The organism is Biostraticola tofi, from assembly GCF_004343195.1.
GTDB lineage: Bacteria > Pseudomonadota > Gammaproteobacteria > Enterobacterales > Enterobacteriaceae > Biostraticola > Biostraticola tofi.
In genome coordinates this window covers 95135-113810 of sequence record NZ_SMCR01000007.1, presented here as the reverse complement: position 1 = coordinate 113810, position 18676 = coordinate 95135, and the positions used below count along the sequence as shown (strand labels likewise).

Here is an 18676-nt window from a genome sequence, read left to right as displayed (position 1 = left end):
CTCCTAGATAGACAGCTTATCGATGCGTTTACCGCCGTAAAGCAGGTTAACGATGGCACGCGTGCCGACAATTGCCGTAAACATTGAGGTGGCAACCCCGATGGCGGTAGTAATGGCAAAGCCCTTGATAGAGCCGGTGCCGACCGCATAAAGGATGATGGCGGTAATCAGCGTGGTGACGTTGGCATCAACGATACTGGAGAACGCGCCGCGATATCCCTCATGAATAGACTGCTGTATCGTCCGCCCGTTTTTAAGTTCTTCCTTGATACGTTCGTTGATAAGCACATTAGCATCTACCGCTATCGCCAGCGTCAGCACGATACCGGCAATACCCGGCATGGTCAGCGTCGCCCCCGGCAGCAGGGACATGATACCGACAATCAGCACCAGGTTCGCCACCAACGCGGTGGTCGCGATCATGCCGAATTTACGGTAGTAGACCACCATGAACACGATGGACGCCACCAGGCCCCAAAGACAGGCTTCAAGCCCCTGGGTGATGTTCTGCATGCCCAGGGTCGGACCGATGGTGCGCTCTTCGACAATCTGGATCGGCGCAATCAAGGCACCCGCCCGCAGCAGCAGTGAGAGCTGGCGCGCTTCATTAGGGTTGTCGATACCGGTTATGCGAAAGCTGTTGCCCAATCTTGACTGGATGGTGGCAACGTTTATCACTTCTTCCTGCTTGACCAGCACAGATCGACCATTGGCATCTTTTTTACCGCTGTCCTTATACTCGACGAACAGCGTAGCCATCAATTTGCCAATGCTGTCGCGGGTAAAATTGGACATGGTGGTACCGCCGGTGCTGTCCAGGGAAATATTAACCTGAGGGCGGTTGTACTCGTCGGCGCTGGAGGTTGAGTCGGTAATATGGTCACCGGTCAGGATCACGCGCTTGTAGAGCACCACCGGACGACCGTCGCGGGTGGGTTTGACTTCGGAGTCGCCCGGCACCCGGCCGTTGGCGGCAGCGGTATCGTCTACCGTGCTGTTCACCAGACGGAACTCCAGGGTGGCGGTTGCGCCGAGGATCTCCTTGGCGCGAGCAGTGTCCTGAATGCCCGGCAGTTCAACCACAATGCGATCTGCGCCCTGGCGCTGCACCAGCGGTTCAGCCACGCCGAGCTGGTTGACGCGGTTGCGCAGGATATTGATGTTCTGCTGCACCGCATATTCGCGCGCCTCGCGCAGGCGTTCATCCGCCATCACCGCGCTCAGCGTATTGTCGCTGCCGCTGTTGATGACCAGATCACGGTGGCGCGGCGCCAGGTAACTGACCGCCTGGTTGCGGGTATCGGCATCACGGAAGCGCACTTCACTGCCGTAGTTGTCAATCTTGCGCACGGTGGCGTAAGGGATCCCTTTATCGCGCAAGTCGGTGCGCAGGGTATCCATGGTCTGTTCCTGCAGTTTCCCAAGGGCGGTATCCATGTCCACTTCCATCAGGAAGTGCACCCCGCCCCGCAGATCCAGGCCCAGTTTCATCGGTTCGGCGCCCAGCATCGCCAGCCAGCGCGGCGTCGCCGGCGCCAGGTTGAGAGCAACGACATAGTTTTCGCCCAAAGCAGCCACCAGCGCTTCACGGGCGCGGATCTGCACATCCGGGTTGCCGAACCGGGCCATGATGGCACCGTTTTCCAGCACCAGTGATTTGCTGGCAATATTCTGTTCTTTCAGCACATTTTGGATCTGGACCAGCGTCGTTTCACTGGCGGCGGCACCCCGCGCGCCAGTGACTTGTACGGCCGGATCCTCACCATAAAGGTTTGGAAGCGCATACAGCAGCCCGACGAGAATTGCCAGGATAAGCATGATGTACTTCCATAAAGGATAACGGTTTAACACGGCAGTTCCCTTCGGGAAAATCGACAATTACAGCGCTTTCATCGTACCTTTCGGCAGAACAGCGGCCACAAAATCACGCTTGATGATAACTTCATTGGTGTCGTTCAAGGCGATGGCAATGTAGCCGGTATCGGCAACTTTAGTCACGCGACCGACCAGGCCGCCAGTGGTCAGGACTTCATCGCCCTTGCCAATGGAGTCCATCAGTTTTTTATGTTCTTTACTGCGTTTCTGCTGCGGACGCAGGATCATGAAGTAAAAAATCAGACCAAACACCACCAGCATAATCACCAGAGAGTACGGGTTGCTTCCCTGGGCCGACGAACCAGCTGCTGCTGCGGCATCAGAAATGAAAAAGCTCATTTAAATTCCCTCATTGTTAGTAAACTCAACGGCTAAAGGCGGGATCGGTTTACCGATCCGACCATAAAATTCTTCAACAAAGTGCTCTAATTTACCCTCATCTATAGCCTGGCGTAAACCAGCCATCAGACGCTGGTAATATCGCAAGTTGTGGATGGTATTAAGACGGGCACCGAGTATTTCGTTGCAACGGTCGAGATGATGCAAGTAAGCGCGGCTATAATTGCGACAGGTGTAACAATCACACTGATCATCAAGCGTCGATGTGTCATCCTTGTAACGGGCATTGCGGATTTTAACCACGCCGTCGGTGACAAACAGATGACCATTGCGCGCGTTTCGCGTCGGCATGACACAGTCGAACATATCGATACCGCGGCGCACCCCTTCAACCAAATCTTCAGGCTTGCCGACGCCCATCAGGTAACGCGGCTTATCGGCCGGTATCTGCGGGCAGACATGTTCCAGGATCCGGTGCATGTCCTCTTTGGGTTCTCCCACAGCCAGGCCGCCAACAGCGTAACCATCAAAGCCGATCTCTACCAGTCTTTTTACTGATACATCTCGTAAATCTTCGTAAACACCCCCTTGTATAATACCAAACAGGGCATTTTTATTACCGAGTTCATCAAAACGCTGACGGCTGCGTGCCGCCCAGCGTAATGACATTTCCATTGAGCGCTTGGCGTAATCCCAGTCAGCTGGATACGGCGTGCACTCATCAAAAATCATAACGATATCGGAACCCAGGTCATACTGGATTTCCATCGACTTTTCCGGGCTAAGGAAAATCGAATCACCGTTAATCGGATTACGGAAATGGACGCCCTCTTCCTTGATTTTGCGGATGTCGCCCAGGCTGAACACCTGGAAGCCGCCCGAGTCCGTCAGGATCGGGCCATGCCACTGCATGAAATCATGCAGATCGCCGTGCAGTTTCATGATTTCCTGGCCTGGACGCAGCCAGAGGTGAAAGGTATTGCCCAGAATGATCTGCGCTCCGGTGTCTTTCACTTCTTCTGGAGTCATGCCCTTGACGGTGCCGTAGGTACCGACCGGCATGAATGCCGGCGTTTCCACCACGCCACGATCAAAAACCAGGCGGCCACGGCGCGCCCGGCCATCGGTGTTCAGTAATTCGTATTTCAACTTCATCCTCCGGCACCGGAGAAACAGTCCGATGCTGCCAGCACCCTGCACCTTCGCGCAGGGCCATTATTCTAACAAAGACCGCCCGTATCTAGCCTTCAGGCATCGCCGATGCGGTCTTTATCAGCTTGATTGTTACGGGTAATGAACATGGCATCACCATAACTGAAAAATCGGTATTGTTCAGCGACTGCGGTTTGATAAGCCTTCATGGTGTGATGATAACCGGCAAATGCCGAGACCAGCATAATCAGCGTTGACTCGGGCAAATGGAAATTAGTCACCAGCGCGTCGATGATGCGAAAACGGTATCCCGGGTAGATAAAGATACTGGTATCGCCGAAAAAAGGCGCGATAAGGCTGTCGGTCGCCGCCTGAGCGGCGCTTTCCAGCGAACGCACCGAGGTGGTGCCGACCGCGATTACGCGGTTGCCACGCTGTTTGCAGGCCAGTACCGCCTGGGTGACCTGGGCCGGTACTTCGGCATATTCGGCATGCATCACATGGTCTTCGATAGCGTCGACCCGCACCGGCTGGAAAGTGCCGGCGCCGACGTGCAGGGTCACAAAGGCCATTTCGACGCCTTTGGCCCGCAGCGCATCAAGCAGCGGCTGGTCAAAGTGCAGGCCGGCGGTAGGCGCGGCCACCGCACCGGGACGCTCGCTGTACACCGTCTGGTAGAGCTCGCGATCCGAGGCTTCATCAGGCCGATCGATATAGGGCGGCAGCGGGATATGGCCGACATCATTCAGCACCGTCAGGACATCCCGCTCGTCATTGATACGCAGTTCAAACAGCGCATCGTGGCGCGCCAGCATCGTAGCGCTGATATCCTCCCTGTCGCCCAGCAGCAGCTCGGCACCGGCTTTTGGTGCTTTTGATGCCCTGACGTGGGCCAGGACGCGATGGCTGTCCAGCACCCTCTCCACCAGCACTTCTATTTTCCCGCCGCTGACTTTGCGGCCGAATAGCCTGGCCGGTATGACCCGCGTGTTATTGAATACCAGCAGGTCCCCCGGCGCCAGTTTGTCCAGTAAATCGGTAAATACATTATGGCTGATTTCTCCTGACGGGCCGTCCAGGGACAGCAGGCGGCAAGCGCTCCGCTCCGGCTGGGGATAATGGGCAATCAGTTCTTCGGGCAGATCAAAGGAGAAATCGGCAACGCGCATCACGGTTCACTTAACATAAAAAAACAGGCGGCTTAGTCTAGGGCTATGTGTGCTTCGCTGCAAGAAATAAGCAGACGCGGGGCACTTTTACCCTATACTGGCAATATGAATTTTCTCGCACATCTTCACCTCGCCACCCTTGCCGGCAGCTCGCTGCTGGGCAATCTGATGGCGGACTATGTCCGCGGCAACCCCGATGGCCAATACTCCCGAGAAGTGGTGGCGGGCATTCGCCTGCACCGCCGTGTAGACGCAGTCACCGACAGCCACCCCGAGGTCAGGGCAGCCCGTCAGTTTTTCAGCGCCGATTACCGCCGGGTGGCGCCGATTGCCCTGGATGTGCTGTGGGACCATTTTCTCTCGCGCCACTGGAGCCAGATGGTGCCGGAGGTTGAGCTGCAGACCTTTCTCCGCCAGGCGGAGCAGGTTATCACTCCTCAATTGCCTGCCACGCCGGAACCCTTCCAGGATCTGAATAGGCTGCTGTGGCGTGATCGCTGGATGGAGCGTTATGCCGAGCGCCATTTCCTGAGCCGGGTGTTGGACGGCATGGCTGCCCGCCGGCCAAGGCTGCACGCGCTAAGCGGTATTTTTCCGGAGATCGAAGCGCATTATCAGCAGCTTGAACACTGTTTCTTTAGGCTATACCCGTCGATGATGAACGAAGCCAGGAACCGCTTCGGCCTCGATATTGCCGCCGGTTAAAGCACTCTGCCCGGTGACGGCCAGACCGGGTCGGACCACTTGCCGCTGCTCATGCGGCATGGGTAAGCTCCCCGGCCGTAAGCTGTCAATGATTGACGCCCTGCTCTTTATTCGCCGTCGGCAAAGTCCTATACTTGGCTGGATTAGTTTGATTACTGCTTTTATAACCGCTATTTACAGGAGTAAATATGGTATTGGTAACGCGTCAAGCGCCTGATTTTACAGCAGCTGCCGTTCTAGGCAGCGGCGAAATCGTCGAAAACTTCAACCTGAAAAAGCATATCCAGGGTAAAGCCGCCGTTATTTTCTTCTGGCCGATGGACTTTACCTTTGTCTGCCCGTCCGAGCTCATCGCTTTCGATAAGCGCTATGCTGAATTCCGTAACCGCGGCGTTGAGATTATCGGCGTTTCCTTCGACTCTGAATTTGTCCACAATGCCTGGCGTAAAACCCCTATCGCCGAAGGCGGCATCGGTGAAGTCCAGTACCCGATGGTGGCGGATATCAAACGCGAAATCATCAAAGCCTACGGTATTGAACATCCCGATGCCGGCGTTGCGTTGCGCGGTTCATTCCTTATCGACAAGCAGGGCGTGGTTCGCCATCAGGTGGTGAACGATCTGCCGCTGGGTCGCAACATTGATGAAATGATGCGGATGGTCGATGCCCTGCAGTTCCATGAAGAGCACGGTGAAGTGTGTCCGGCCCAATGGGAAAAAGGCCAGGAAGGCATGGGCGCGTCTCCGGAAGGTGTGGCTAAATACCTGTCTGAGAACGCCGCCAAGCTGTAACAGCGTCAAACCGTTTCTGCTAAAACCAGTCAACCCTGACTGGTTTTTTTTTGCCCGTCCGCCAGGAAGGGCATTCGCTATCAGCGGTTGCGATAGTTAAGCCATTGATAACCCAACAGCAGCGCCAACAGCCACAAGCCACCGACATACAGTGATATCCGCGTTGCCGGGAAGTAACCGATAAGACCGATGATGAATAGCAGGAATACAATACCCGCCATAGAGGTCGCCGCGCCGCCAGGCAATCGGAACTTGAGCGCCTTGACCTGCTCCGGCCCCAGCCTGCGCCGAAAGCCTATTTGCGAGCACAGGATCATGATCCATACCCATACCGTGGCAAAAGTCGCCAGGGAGGCAATCATCAGGAATACATTTTCCGGCATGATGTAATTGAGGAAAACCGCCACCAGCATCGCCAGCATCATTACCAGTATCGTCACCCAGGGGATGCCGCGCCGGGACACCCGGGCAAAGATCCGCGGCGCATGTCCTTGCCCCGCCATACCGTGCAGCATACGGCCGACGCCGAATACATCGCTGTTGATGGCTGACAATGAAGCGGTCAGCACCACGAAATTCAATATGCCGGCGGCGGTATGGATGCCCAGGTTCTGAAAGGTCAGCACAAACGGGCTGCCGCCGGTGCCAACCTGATCCCAGGGGTAGATCGACATAATGACGAACAGTGTACCCACATAAAACAGCAGAATGCGCCAGGGTACCGAGTTTATCGCTTGAGGGATGGACTTCTGCGGGTCTTTGGCCTCGCCGGCGGTAATACCGATAATTTCAATTCCGCCATAGGCGAACATGACCATCTGCAATGACAGGATCATTCCCCAGACACCGTTACTGAAAAAACCGCCGTTGGTCCACAGGTTGTGGATGCCGGTCGGCTGTCCGCCATTACCGATCCCCCAGACGATAATCCCCAGCCCGGCAATAATCATCACAATGATGGTGGCGACTTTGAAAAATGAAAACCAGAATTCCAGCTCGCCAAAGGTCTTGACGCTCATCAAGTTAACCGCGCCGATGATAAGCACCACGCTTAATACCCATACCCAATGGGGCACTTCTGGAAACCAGACGCCCATATAAATACCGAACGCGGTGACGTCGGCGATGGCGACGATAAGGATTTCAAAGCAATAGGTCCAGCCAGTAAGGTAACCGGCCAGCGGCCCGAGATTATCCTGGGCATAGCGGGAGAAAGAGCCGGCATCCGGATGATGGACAGACATCTCTCCCAGGGCGCGCATAATAATGTATGCCGCCAGACCGCCTATCATGTAGGCCAGCAGTACGCTCGGTCCGGCCATTTTGATGGCATCCGCCGAACCATAAAAAAGGCCGGTGCCGATTGCTGACCCCAGGGCCATAAAGCGGATATGCCGCGTGGAGAGTCCACGTTTCAGCGAAGGAGCGGCAGTAGAAGATTCCATGTCCGTATTACTCTGATTACCAAAAGAAAAAACCACAGCAGCGATGCCGTGGTTCGTTTACAGCCGTGAACGCCTGCTAGTGTGCCGTAGCGCGTTGCCTGGCGAGGCACTTATCGTACACCGCCATTATTATCACCATTGCCAGGCTCGGAGGCAACCAGGCAAGTCCCTGAGAGGAAAGCGGCAGATTACCTACCCATTGCGGCAGTATGGCACTGAAGGCGGAAGCCTTAATGCCGTCGACCATACCGAATAACAGGCTGACCAGCATCGCCGGCGCGACCATGCGAGTGATATTATTCCACATCCGCAACGTGAAACTCAGCAGGATAAGCACGATACAGGGCGGGTAAATCGCGGTCATGACCGGCACTGAAATCTGGATAAGGTGGCTCAGCCCCAGATTGGATACCACCATCGAGAACAGGCCCAGCATAAACACCAGCGAACGATAGGAAAGCCGGGTATGCAGGCTGAAAAACTCGGCGCAGGCACAGGTCAGGCCGACCGCGGTGACCATACAGGCGATAAAAATCAACAATGCCAGGAAGCTGCTGCCGGCGCCGCCGAAGGTATGCTGCACATACGCATGGAGCACTTCAGCGCCGTTGTGCGCATCCGGAACCAGTACACCGCTGCCTGAGCCCAGTTTGAACAGCATGATATAAATCAGCGTCAGACCGATACCGGCCATCAGGCCGGCAAAAATAGTGTAACGCGTCAGCAGCCGGGCATTTTCCACTCCCCGGGAGCGGGCGGCATTGACGATGACGATGCCGAATACCATCGCCCCCAGCGTATCCATTGTCAGATAGCCATTTACGAAGCCGGTCGAAAAAGGCATATTTTCATAGGCTTCGGTAATCGGGATGGTATTGCCAGCTGGCCATAATAGCGCGGCAATGCCGAGCAGCGCCAGGGATAGCATTTTGATCGGCGCCAGGATATGGCCGACCGTGTCCAGCAACCGTCCTGGATACAGCGAAATACCTATCACCAGAGCAAAATAAACCAGGCTATAGACAAACAGCGCAACATCGCTATTGCCGGTCAGCGTGGCGATACCCACCTCAAACGAGACTGTTGCGGTGCGGGGGGTGGCGAACAGCGGTCCTACCGCCAGATAACACACTACCGCCAGCACCAGACCCGCTTTACGGCCAATCGGGTAGCTCAGCGCGTCAATGCCGCCGCCAACCCGGGCCAACGCTATCACCGTGACCACCGGTAGACCGACTGCCGTTATCAAAAAGCCTGCGGCAGCCCACCAGACATGTTCGCCGGATTGCAGTCCAACCATCGGTGGAAAAATGATATTACCGGCGCCGACAAACAGGGCAAAGGTCATAAAACCCAGGGCGAGGATATCTTTAGAGGATAAGCGTCGAGTCATAGATTGTGGTACAGCCTGTATCTTAGCAGATTAATAATAAGTAAAAGTTATGACCAATCGTCTGATTGTGCCGGAAAGCTCATGGCGTATTCGGACGGATTTGACGATGATACGGCCTGGAAGGCACTTGTACGCACCGAAACGGCATCTGACGGTGCGCCTATAATGGGCGATAATTTAAATGTTTATAGCGCAGAAAGGCAAGTGCGCACGATAAAACCAGTAGGATAAGCTGAAAAGAATTGACGAAGCAGTTTATGTGGCTGGCCTCAAGGAAATTAGCGCTACATGATGTTTGAATAGACTGTTATTTTTTTGATAACCCAATGTGATAAACCGGGGCCAGCGCCCCGGGTATCATTCACCAGGCGCGGCGTGAAATGTCGACCACCAGTCTCAGTTTGTCCCACTGCTGGGCTTCAGTGAGCGTGTTGCCTTCCTCTGTGGAAGCGAAGCCGCACTGCGGGCTGAGGCACAGCTGATCCAGGCTGATATACTGGCTGGCCTCTTTAATACGTTCCAGCACCGCTTCGGGTTGTTCAAGTGTCCCGATTTTGGAGGTTATCAGGCCGATCACCGCCTGTTGATGGCCGGGCTTGATAAAGCGCAACGGTTCAAAACCGCCGGCGCGCTCAGTATCATATTCCAGGAAAAAAGCATCGACCTTGACCTGGCCGAACAAAATAGGCGCTACCGGTTCGTAGCCGCCTTCGGAAATCCAGGTTGAGCGGAAGTTGCCGCGACACACATGCAGCCCCACTACCAGGTCATCAGGTTTGCCTTCCAACGCCTTGTTCAGTACATCGGCGTAGGTTTGCGCCAGGGTATCCGGATTATCACCGCGCTCGCGGATTTGCCTTTTCTGATCTTCGGAACACAGATAGGCCCAGACCGTGTCATCCAACTGCAGATAACGGCAGCCTGCCTGATAAAAAGCGCGTATGGCCTGCTGATAAGCAATTGCCAGATCATCGAAATAGGCCGCCAAGTCCGGATAAACCTCAGTGCTGATGGCTTTTCGTCCGCCGCGGAAATGCATCACGCTGGGACTGGGGATAGTCATTTTGGCCACCGCATCGCCGGCGACGCTTTTCAGATAACGAAAGTGGTCCAGCATCGGATGCTGGCTGAAGCCTATTTTTCCCGTAACTTTGATGCTGCGCGCCTTGGTCTGTACCCCGGTGAATTGAATGCCCTGCTCAGGTTCATAACCTTCAACGCCGTCCAGACCTTCAAAGAAATCAAAATGCCACCACGAGCGGCGGAATTCTCCATCAGTGACCACTTGCAAACCAGCCTGACGCTGCTTATCTACCACTTGCTTGATTTCCTGGTCCTCAACGGCTTTGAGCGCGCTGGCATCAATTTCACCATTTTGAAACTGTAAACGGGCTTTTTTGATGGCAGTGGGACGCAGGTAGCTTCCGACGACATCGGCGCGGAAGGGAGGAAGATTTCTTTGCATTGATAACTCCGGGGCAGGCACCCACAGGATGCCATGAATATGAATAGTTTCGGAACTAAATAGTTTCAGCACGTTACCCATGGACATCTAGACGTCCATATGTCTTTATTCATACTGGCATGGGCGCCCTCCTGCGGCAAACGAAGAAAATTCATGTAAGTTGAATTATTTTCACTTTGCTGCCTCCAGCCCCTGTGAGCAGTCACTACAGTTCCAGAGTAAGCCGGGTCTGCGTCCTCACTCTTTCGGGTAGCGGTAAATAGCCGCTGTCGTGTACCGTTTGCTGACCCTTAGCGGACAAGACCTCATTGAGAAAGGCGGCGGTTATCGGTTCCAAGGGTTTGCCCGGGGGTTTATTGATATACAGGTAAAGGAAACGGGCGAAAGGATATCGCCCTTCGCCGCTGCCGGCATCTTCAGGGCGGAATGCATTCCCCTGACGGTCGGTGAGCGTCAGGGTTTTGATGCCGCTCTGATGAAAGCCCATGCTGGCATAGCCGATGGCATTGATAAGCGCGCCGACCGACTGCGCGACCGATGCTGAACCAGGCAATTCATTCACGACAGGCAGCATATCGCCGCCGCACAGCGCGTGCTGGCGAAAAAAGCCGTAGGTGCCCGATGCCGAATTACGCCCGTACCGGACCAGATGCCGCTTAGCCCATTCGCCCTGCAGACCAAGATCGCCCCAGTTTTTTATCGCGGCCCCCTGCCCGCAGGCCCGGGTAATAGAGTACACGGCATCCAATTGGTCCAGAGTGATGGACGTCAGCGGATTGGCCTGATTGACAACGATCACCAACGCATCCAGCGCGACCGGCACCGCCAGCGGCGGATAACCATAATGCCCGATAAAAGCCTGGGTTTCGGCGGGGGTCATTGGCCTGCTCATGGCGCCAAGTTGGGCAGTGCCGGTAGCCAGAGCCGTTGCGGCCGTGACTGAACCGGCTGCCTGGATCTGAACGCTGACCTCAGGATACTGCTTACTGAATGCCCGGGCCCACAGGGTCATCAGGTTGGCCAGTGTATCGGAACCGGTGCTGGTCAGATTGCCCGACAGCGCCGGCACCGGCTGAGCCGGTGCCGCAAAGGCGGTCAACGCAAGCATCAGCAGACCGGCGGTAAAGCGTTTTGCCGGTTTCATTTCTGTTTGACACCCTGTGATGATAGCGTTTCCTTTTCCGGCAACGGGGCTGAAGCAATCAGCCGGTTAGGCAGCGTAAAGCTAAAGCGGGTGCCCAGGGCCTGCTGGCTGGTGACCTCAAGCCTTGAGTCATGATGACTGAGAACGTGTTTGACTATCGCCAGCCCCAGCCCGCTGCCGCCGGTCTGACGCGAACGTGCCTTATCAACCCGGTAAAAGCGCTCGGTCAGACGAGGCAGATGTTCAGGCGCGATACCGGGCCCATTATCACTGACCTGAAATTGCGCGCCGGCGGCAGTCCGCTGCCAGGTCACCTCAATGCGGGTACCCGGGGGCGTATGGATAACCGCATTATAAATAAGATTGGATACCGCACTGCGCAGTTGGTCTTCATTACCCATCACCTGCAATTGATCGTGGATGCGAAACATGATGTCGTGCTTGCCCTGGCTCAACCCGTCAACACTTTGCTGCAGGCGCCTCAGCAACTGCGGCATATCGATGCGTTCGCTGGCCTCCCCCTGGGGTGCGGCTTCAATACGCGACAATGCAAGCAGCTGCTTGACCAGTCGCTCCATACGCTGAGTCTGATCCTGCATGGTCTGCACGGCACGGCCGCGCATGGTTTCGTCCATGGTTTCATCGTTCATCATTTCGAGATAGCCCTGCAGCACCGTCAGGGGGGTGCGCAGTTCATGGCTGGCATTGGCGAAGAAATTGCGCCTTGCCCCTTCAAGCTGCCGCATCTGGGTGACATCGCGCACCACCATCAGCAGTTGGTCGTCGGTGTAGGGCATCACGCGGAACTCTACATAACGCTGATTGTTAATCTGCATCGTTAGCGGGCGATCAAATGCCTGGGCCTGGAGATAGTGATTGAATTCAGGGTAGCGCAGCAGATTGAGAATGTGCTGGCCATTGTCTCCGGGCCAGCGGAAACCGAGTAATTGCTGCGCCAGACCATTACACCAGAAGATGTGACCATCAGCGGTCAGCATGACCAGAGCATCGGGCAGGGATTCCGCACCGCTGCGAAAGCGCTTGAACAGTGCGGCCAACTCGCGGCGGCGGCGGCGATGGCGCAGTTGCATCTGGTGCAGGCCGTAAAACAGCGGCTCCCAACTGCCCCGCCCGACCGGCGGCGTCAGCTTGAGATCAACCCACAGCCACCATGAAAGTCGCAGCTGATAATAGTAATTGCGCACGAGAGCCAACAACAGCGCCAGCACCAGCAGCCAGGACAGATAACCGATAAACAGCGACAGCAGGATGGCCGGCAGACAGAACAACGCCAGCTCAAGCAGCAGCTTTTTCCAGGATAATCGTTCTAACACCCGCCGCTCCCCTTCTGAAGCTGTTCAATAACGGGCCGAGAAGCGATAGCCGGTGCCGCGGACGGTTTGCACCATCCGGTCGTGACCACCGTTTTCCAACGCTTTGCGCAGGCGACGAATGTGCACATCCACCGTTCGGTCTTCCACATAGACATTGGTGCCCCACACGTGATTGAGCAATTGCTCGCGACTGTAGACCCGTTCCGGGTGGGTCATAAAGAAATGCAGCAGCTTGAATTCGGTCGGCCCCATATCCAGCGGTTGATCGTTGGAGGTCACGCGATGTGAGGAAGGATCCAGGCTCAGTCCCTGCATATCGATTTTATCTTCTACCGCCATCGGTGAAATCCGACGCATCACCGCTTTGATCCGCGCCAGAAGTTCCTTGGGAGAAAAGGGCTTGGTAATGTAGTCATCCGCGCCAACTTCCAGCCCCTTGACCCGATCTTCCTCTTCGCCGCGGGCGGTCAGCATCATCACCGGTATATCCCGCGTCAGCGTCTCTCGTTTCATATGCCGGATGAATTGTATGCCCGAGCCTCCCGGCAGCATCCAGTCAAGCAATACCAGATCCGGATAAGGCTCGACCATGCGATTGACCGCACTGCCGTAATCCTCAGCCTCTATGGCATGAAAGCCATTTTGCTCCAGTACAAAACACACCATTTCACGGATAGGTGCTTCATCTTCCACGACCAGTATGCGTCTTGCCATGATTATTTCCCTGCCATTAATCGTTGCGGTTAACGTGCCCGGGGCATTATGCGTCACTTTTATGACAGATTTATTAAAATACACCATCCACTTGATGAGTATAATCTTTCATTTTCCAGATGCGGGTCAGAGTGTCGGGTAATGAGGACGACAGACCCTGGAGGTCGGTTTATACTCTCGGCCTTGACTGGACGTATCCTTGGAGTCTCATGCGAATCATTCATACATCGGACTGGCATCTTGGACAGTCATTTTTTACCAAAAGTCGCGCCAGAGAACACCGGGCCTTTTTGCAATGGCTGGTGACTCAGGTGAGCGAACATCAGGTTGATGCGATTATCGTCGCCGGTGATATCTTTGATACTGGCACGCCGCCCAGCTATGCCCGCGAGTTATTCAACCGGTTCGTGGTCGACCTGCAGCCTTCCGGTTGCCAGCTTATCGTGCTGTCGGGAAACCATGATGCGGTGGCGACGCTCAATGAATCCCGCGACGTGTTCGGCTGTCTGAACACCCGGGTGGTCGCCGGCGTCGGCAACCAACCCCAGGCGCTGGTGCTGAATGAAAAAGACGGCAGGCCCGGCGCCATACTCTGCGCCATTCCCTTTTTGCGCGCCCGTGATCTGCTGGTGAGCCGCGCCGGGGATTCCGGCGGCGATAAACAGCACGCGCTGCTGGAAGCGATAGCCAGTCATTATCAGCTCTGTTACCAGCAGGCGCTGGCGCTGCGAGAAACATCAGGCGCAGCGCTGCCGGTGATTGCCACCGGACATCTGACCACCGTCGGCGCCTCCAGCAGCGACTCGGTGCGGGAAATCTATATCGGCAGCCTTGACGCCTTCCCGGCCCAGCGTTTTCCCCCGGCGGACTATATTGCCCTCGGGCATATTCATCGTGCCCAGCGCATCGGCGGCAGCGAGTTTATACGCTATTGCGGCTCGCCGATCCCGCTCAGCTTTGACGAAGCCGGCAAGCCGAAACAGGTAAATCTGGTGGATTTTATCCCGGGAAACCCGCCTCGAGTAACGCCGATTTTCATTCCGCAGGTGCAGGAGCTCAAGGTGCTCAAAGGCACCCCGGAGCAAGTGGAGGCGCAGTTGGCGCAGTTCAGCCCCCAGGATTACAGCACCGCGGTCTGGCTTGATATCGAGGTGGTAACCGAAGGGTACCTCAATGATATCCAGCAGCGTATTCAGGCCATCGCCGAGCAACTGCCGGTAGAAATTGTGCTGCTGCGCCGTAGCCGCTCCCCTCAGTCTCAGTCCCTGACGCGCCAGTCTCATGAGACATTGACCGAACTCAGCGTCAGCGAGGTGTTTGAACGTCGCCTGGCCGTGGCAAACCTTGAGGATCATCAACGCGTCCTGCGCATAAAGCAGTTATTTGCCGAGGTCGCCGGTGACCTGCAGCCGGCCGACGCCCAGCAACAGGAGCCCTCGTGAAAATTCTCAGCCTGCGTCTGAAAAACATCAATGCCCTGCAGGGGGAATGGAAAATAGATTTCACCGCCGCGCCCTTTGACCGCAGCACGCTGTTCGCCATTACCGGCCCGACCGGCGCCGGTAAAACCACCCTGCTGGATGCTATCTGCCTGGCGCTATACCACCAAACGCCGCGGCTGGGCGTCAGTCCGGGCCAGGAGCTGATGACCCGGCACACCGCAGAATCCCTGGCGGAAGTTGAGTTCGAGGTTAAAGGCGTTGCTTACCGGGCGTTCTGGAGCCAGCGACGCGCCCGCAACCACGCCGAAGGCAACTTGCAGGACCCGAAGGTCGAACTTGCCCGCGTCAGTGACGGCCATATTCTGGCGGATAAAATCAAAGACAAAATTCGCCTGACCACCGCCATCACCGGTCTGGATTTCAGTCGATTCACCAAATCCATCCTGCTGGCGCAGGGAGATTTCGCCGCCTTTCTGAATGCCGCGCCCGGCGAACGCGCCGAATTGCTGGAAGAGCTGACCGGCACTGATATCTATGGACGGATATCGGCCGACGTTTTCGAGCGCAACAAAGCGGTAAGGCAAGAGCTCGAAAACCTGCAGGCCCATGCCGCCGGCATCAGTCTGCTCAGCGAAGCGCAGCTACAGGAACTGCACCAGCAGCTGGATGGGCTGAAACAGCAGCAGGCCGGGGTTGCAGAAGAACAGCGGCGCCTGCAGAGCCACCTGTCATGGCTTTCACAGCTGAGTCAGATGCAACAGGCAGCGCACCAGGCCGCCCATGAGCAACGCCTGGCTGCCGATGCCGACCAGCAGGCCAAGCCGCAGCTGGAGCGCCTTGCCAGGAGCGAACCTGCCGATCGGCTTCGTCCGCTACTGGACGAGCAGCGCCGCAGCCAAACGGCACTCGACCAGCATCAGCTTGAACTGTCGGCTCTCCAGCGCCACCAGCAGGATCAACTGCGGGCGCTGGATCCGCTCAATCAATCGGCGACGGCGGCCAGAGAGGCCGGCCTGCAGCATGCCCGCTTTGCCGCGGGGCGCCAGCAGCTTATCGACGAGCAGTTGATTCCGTTAGACAGTCGCATCGCCGCCCTGAGTGAACAGTTGTCACGGCAACAGCAGGAGCTGGCACCCGTGAAGGCCCAGCATCAGCAGCGCCGCGATGCCGAAGCCCTGCTGCGCCGGCAGGCAGCGGAAATACGCCAGGACCTGGCAACCCTTGACGCCTGGCTCAGCCAGCACGACGCTCGCCGCTTTTACGCCAACCAGCTGCCGCTGTGGCGAGAGCAGTTTGCCCGCCTTGTCAGCGAACGTCAGTTGGCCGAGCGGTACGCGCAGCGCAGCGCAGCCCTCCGGCAGAGCGAATCCAGGCTTCAGCAGGAGCAGCACAACGGCGAACAACAGCTTAACCCGCTGCGTCGCCAGGCAGAAGACGCCCAACGGCATTTCTTTCAGTTGCAGCAAACGTGGGAACAATGGGAAGCGCAATTACCCGCCTCCGCCCTGAGCGACCGGCAGCAGCTTTTCGCCGCGCAGCGCCCCCACCGCTCAGCGTTATCCACGCTGATGCCGCAGTTGCAATGGCTTAAACAACGCCAAGCGGCCCTGCTGAATCAACTCGAACAGGCCGACCTGGAAAGCGCCAACCTTAGCCAACGGCGCATCCAGCGCGAACAGCAGTGGGCACTAAAGCATGCACACCGGTTGGATCTTGAGTCTCGCTACGAATTGGAGCAGCGGGTCCATAGGCTCGAGTCCGAACGCGAGCAGCTCAAGGCCGGCTGCCCCTGCCCGCTTTGCGGTGCGACAGAACATCCCGCCATAGCGGAATATCGCCATGCCTCACCTTCGGCCACCCTGGCGCGCCTCCATGCCTTGAAGCAGGAACTGGAAACGCTTGAACGGGACCGCATCGGCGATGAAACACGCCTGCAGATGCTGTCGGGGCAGCAGCAACAGTGGACACAGGAAACCGTCGAGCTGGCATCAGAGCAGCGACAGCTCGAGTCCCGATGGCAACCGGCGGCTGCCGCGCTGAACCTGGCTTTAACCGCTGATGATACCGCAGCCGTCAGCCACTGGCTGGCAGAGTATGATGCCGATGAGCTCGCCTTCCAACAGCAGCAGGAACAACGACAGACCGCCGACCGGCAATTGCAGGACGCCAGGGAGAGAGTAAGTGCCTGCTCATCTCAGCTGGAGTCGCTACGATCCACACAGGAATTGACAAAACAGCAACTGCGCGCCCTGGCTGACAGCCTGCAGGCGGCCTGCCAGCAACAGCAATCGCAGGACGCGGCCCTGGCCGCGCTGCTTCAATCGCTGACGCAATCACTGACGCCGCTTGGCCTGTCGATGCCCTCTGACAGCAGTGACCGTTGGCTTGAGGACCGGCAACAAGAGGCGCTGGATTATCAGCATCAACTTGATCGGCAGCAACAGGGGCGGCATCGGCTGGCAGGGCTGGACTCTGAGCTTGCCGCCAGTGTTGAGGCAAGCCTTGAACGGGAAACTCGCCTCGCCACGGTGGACGCGGAGTCCGCCCGGCTGCGATCGGCGCTGGCCGATGCCCAAGGGATCCGGCGGCAACTGGCGGGCGACCAGACGGCCGCCCAACTGACGGCTGAGCTCCGGCAGCGTACCCAGACGCTTGAAGCTGCGGTGCGCGACGCCAGCGAGCTGATGGCGCAAGCCCAGGAACGTCTCTCACAACTGTCCGGACAAACAGAAGCCGGCCTGCGCCAGCTTGAGCAGTTGAGCAAGCAGTTCGACGCAGCCCAGACCCAGCTCAACCGGGCGCTGGCTGAAAGTCCGTATGCCAATCTGGCCGCGCTTGAGCAGGCGCTGCTGTCGAGGGAGGATCGCGACGTTTTGTTGCAGTTGAAAGAACGCCTGTCTCGCCAGGCTGACCGTGCCGATGCTCTGGTCCAGCGCAGCCGGCAGGACATCGAAAACCATCTGCTCTCATGTCCTGCGGGCCTGAATGCCGATACCGACCTCGCTGTGCCGCAACAGCAGTCGGAGAGCCTGGGACTGCAGTTGAACGGACTTGCCCGCCAGCAGGGTGAAATTCAGCAACAACTGTCTACCCATGCCTCCCGCCAGCGGGATCAGCAGCAGTTGCTGGAGCAGATTGCCGGGTGCCGGCAACGCTATGAAGACTGGAGCTGGCTGAATGAATTGATTGGCTCCAGGGATGGCGATAAATTTCGCAAGTTTGCCCAGGGTTTGACGCTGGAGCACTTGATTTACCTGGCTAATCAGCAGTTGCTGCGTCTTCACGGCCGCTATCAGCTGCGACGTAAAACGGCACAAGAACTGGAGTTGGAAGTGATCGACACCTGGCAGGCGGACGCCGTGCGCGATACCCGGACCTTATCAGGCGGCGAAAGTTTTCTGGTCAGTCTGGCGCTGGCGCTGGCATTATCTGATCTGGTGAGCCACAAGACGCGCATCGATTCCCTGTTCCTGGACGAGGGCTTCGGCACCCTGGATGCCGAGACGCTGGATATTGCTCTGGACGCGCTGGATACCCTCAATGCCTCGGGCAAAATGATCGGCGTTATCAGTCATGTGGATGCCATGAAACAACGTATCCCGGTGCAGATCAAGGTCAGGAAGATAAACGGGCTGGGGCTGAGCCGATTGGAAAACCATTTTGCCTTCGACAGTGCCGCCACCGAGTAAAGTGAATGCTCACCTCTCG

The 18676-nt window shown here is 56.9% G+C and carries 14 protein-coding genes; 4 read left to right on the top strand and 10 right to left on the bottom strand.

Going from position 1 to position 18676, the window contains the following annotated elements; genetic code table 11:
- Window positions 1-3: 3 nt before the first annotated feature.
- From secD to queA, 4 genes are all read right to left on the bottom strand, one after another.
- Window positions 4-1851, bottom strand: a complete 1848-nt coding sequence (gene secD / locus EDC52_RS14520) for a protein translocase subunit SecD (protein WP_131866111.1) — start codon at window positions 1849-1851, stop codon at window positions 4-6.
- A gap of 27 nt (window positions 1852-1878) precedes the next feature.
- Complete coding sequence (gene yajC, locus EDC52_RS14515) at window positions 1879-2214, bottom strand: preprotein translocase subunit YajC (protein WP_131866109.1); 336 nt, start codon at window positions 2212-2214, stop codon at window positions 1879-1881.
- Entirely contained in the window at window positions 2215-3363 is a 1149-nt protein-coding gene (gene tgt / locus EDC52_RS14510; RefSeq protein WP_131866308.1) for a tRNA guanosine(34) transglycosylase Tgt, read from the bottom strand.
- A gap of 98 nt (window positions 3364-3461) precedes the next feature.
- Window positions 3462-4535, bottom strand: a complete 1074-nt coding sequence (queA, locus tag EDC52_RS14505; RefSeq protein WP_131866107.1) for a tRNA preQ1(34) S-adenosylmethionine ribosyltransferase-isomerase QueA — start codon at window positions 4533-4535, stop codon at window positions 3462-3464.
- A 105-nt stretch (window positions 4536-4640) separates the two neighbouring features.
- Between queA and EDC52_RS14500 the strand changes: the two genes are divergently transcribed.
- Window positions 4641-5240, top strand: coding sequence for an acyl carrier protein phosphodiesterase (locus tag EDC52_RS14500; RefSeq protein WP_131866105.1), 600 nt, complete (start codon window positions 4641-4643; stop codon window positions 5238-5240).
- Window positions 5241-5428: 188 nt separating this feature from the next.
- A complete protein-coding gene (locus EDC52_RS14495) occupies window positions 5429-6031 on the top strand; it encodes a peroxiredoxin C (protein ID WP_131866103.1) in 603 nt (200 codons plus the stop codon).
- 80 nt (window positions 6032-6111) lie between these two features.
- Here the strand turns inward: EDC52_RS14495 and proY are convergent, their stop codons facing one another.
- From proY to phoB, 6 genes are all read right to left on the bottom strand, one after another.
- Entirely contained in the window at window positions 6112-7476 is a 1365-nt protein-coding gene (gene proY / locus EDC52_RS14490; protein ID WP_131866101.1) for a proline-specific permease ProY, read from the bottom strand.
- A 76-nt stretch (window positions 7477-7552) separates the two neighbouring features.
- Window positions 7553-8869 (bottom strand): branched-chain amino acid transport system II carrier protein, encoded by a 1317-nt coding sequence (brnQ, locus tag EDC52_RS14485; RefSeq protein ID WP_131866099.1) that lies wholly within the window; start codon window positions 8867-8869, stop codon window positions 7553-7555.
- A gap of 361 nt (window positions 8870-9230) precedes the next feature.
- On the bottom strand, window positions 9231-10334 hold the full coding sequence (locus tag EDC52_RS14480; RefSeq protein WP_131866097.1) for a cobalamin-independent methionine synthase II family protein: 1104 nt from the start codon (window positions 10332-10334) through the stop codon (window positions 9231-9233).
- 205 nt (window positions 10335-10539) lie between these two features.
- Complete coding sequence (locus EDC52_RS14475) at window positions 10540-11478, bottom strand: PstS family phosphate ABC transporter substrate-binding protein (RefSeq protein ID WP_131866095.1); 939 nt, start codon at window positions 11476-11478, stop codon at window positions 10540-10542.
- Complete coding sequence (gene phoR, locus EDC52_RS14470; protein WP_131866093.1) at window positions 11475-12812, bottom strand: phosphate regulon sensor histidine kinase PhoR; 1338 nt, start codon at window positions 12810-12812, stop codon at window positions 11475-11477. The genes EDC52_RS14475 and phoR overlap by 4 nt, the downstream gene beginning before the upstream one ends.
- Before the next feature lie 24 nt (window positions 12813-12836).
- Window positions 12837-13526: a phosphate response regulator transcription factor PhoB gene (gene phoB, locus EDC52_RS14465; RefSeq protein WP_131866091.1), complete on the bottom strand. Its 690-nt coding sequence runs from the start codon at window positions 13524-13526 to the stop codon at window positions 12837-12839.
- A 209-nt stretch (window positions 13527-13735) separates the two neighbouring features.
- Here phoB and sbcD point away from each other — a divergent pair, with 209 nt between their 5' ends.
- On the top strand, window positions 13736-14968 hold the full coding sequence (gene sbcD, locus EDC52_RS14460; RefSeq protein WP_131866089.1) for an exonuclease subunit SbcD: 1233 nt from the start codon (window positions 13736-13738) through the stop codon (window positions 14966-14968).
- Window positions 14965-18657, top strand: coding sequence for an AAA family ATPase (locus EDC52_RS14455; protein WP_131866087.1), 3693 nt, complete (start codon window positions 14965-14967; stop codon window positions 18655-18657). Before sbcD ends, EDC52_RS14455 begins: the two co-directional genes overlap by 4 nt.
- The last annotated feature ends 19 nt before the right edge of the window (window positions 18658-18676 follow it).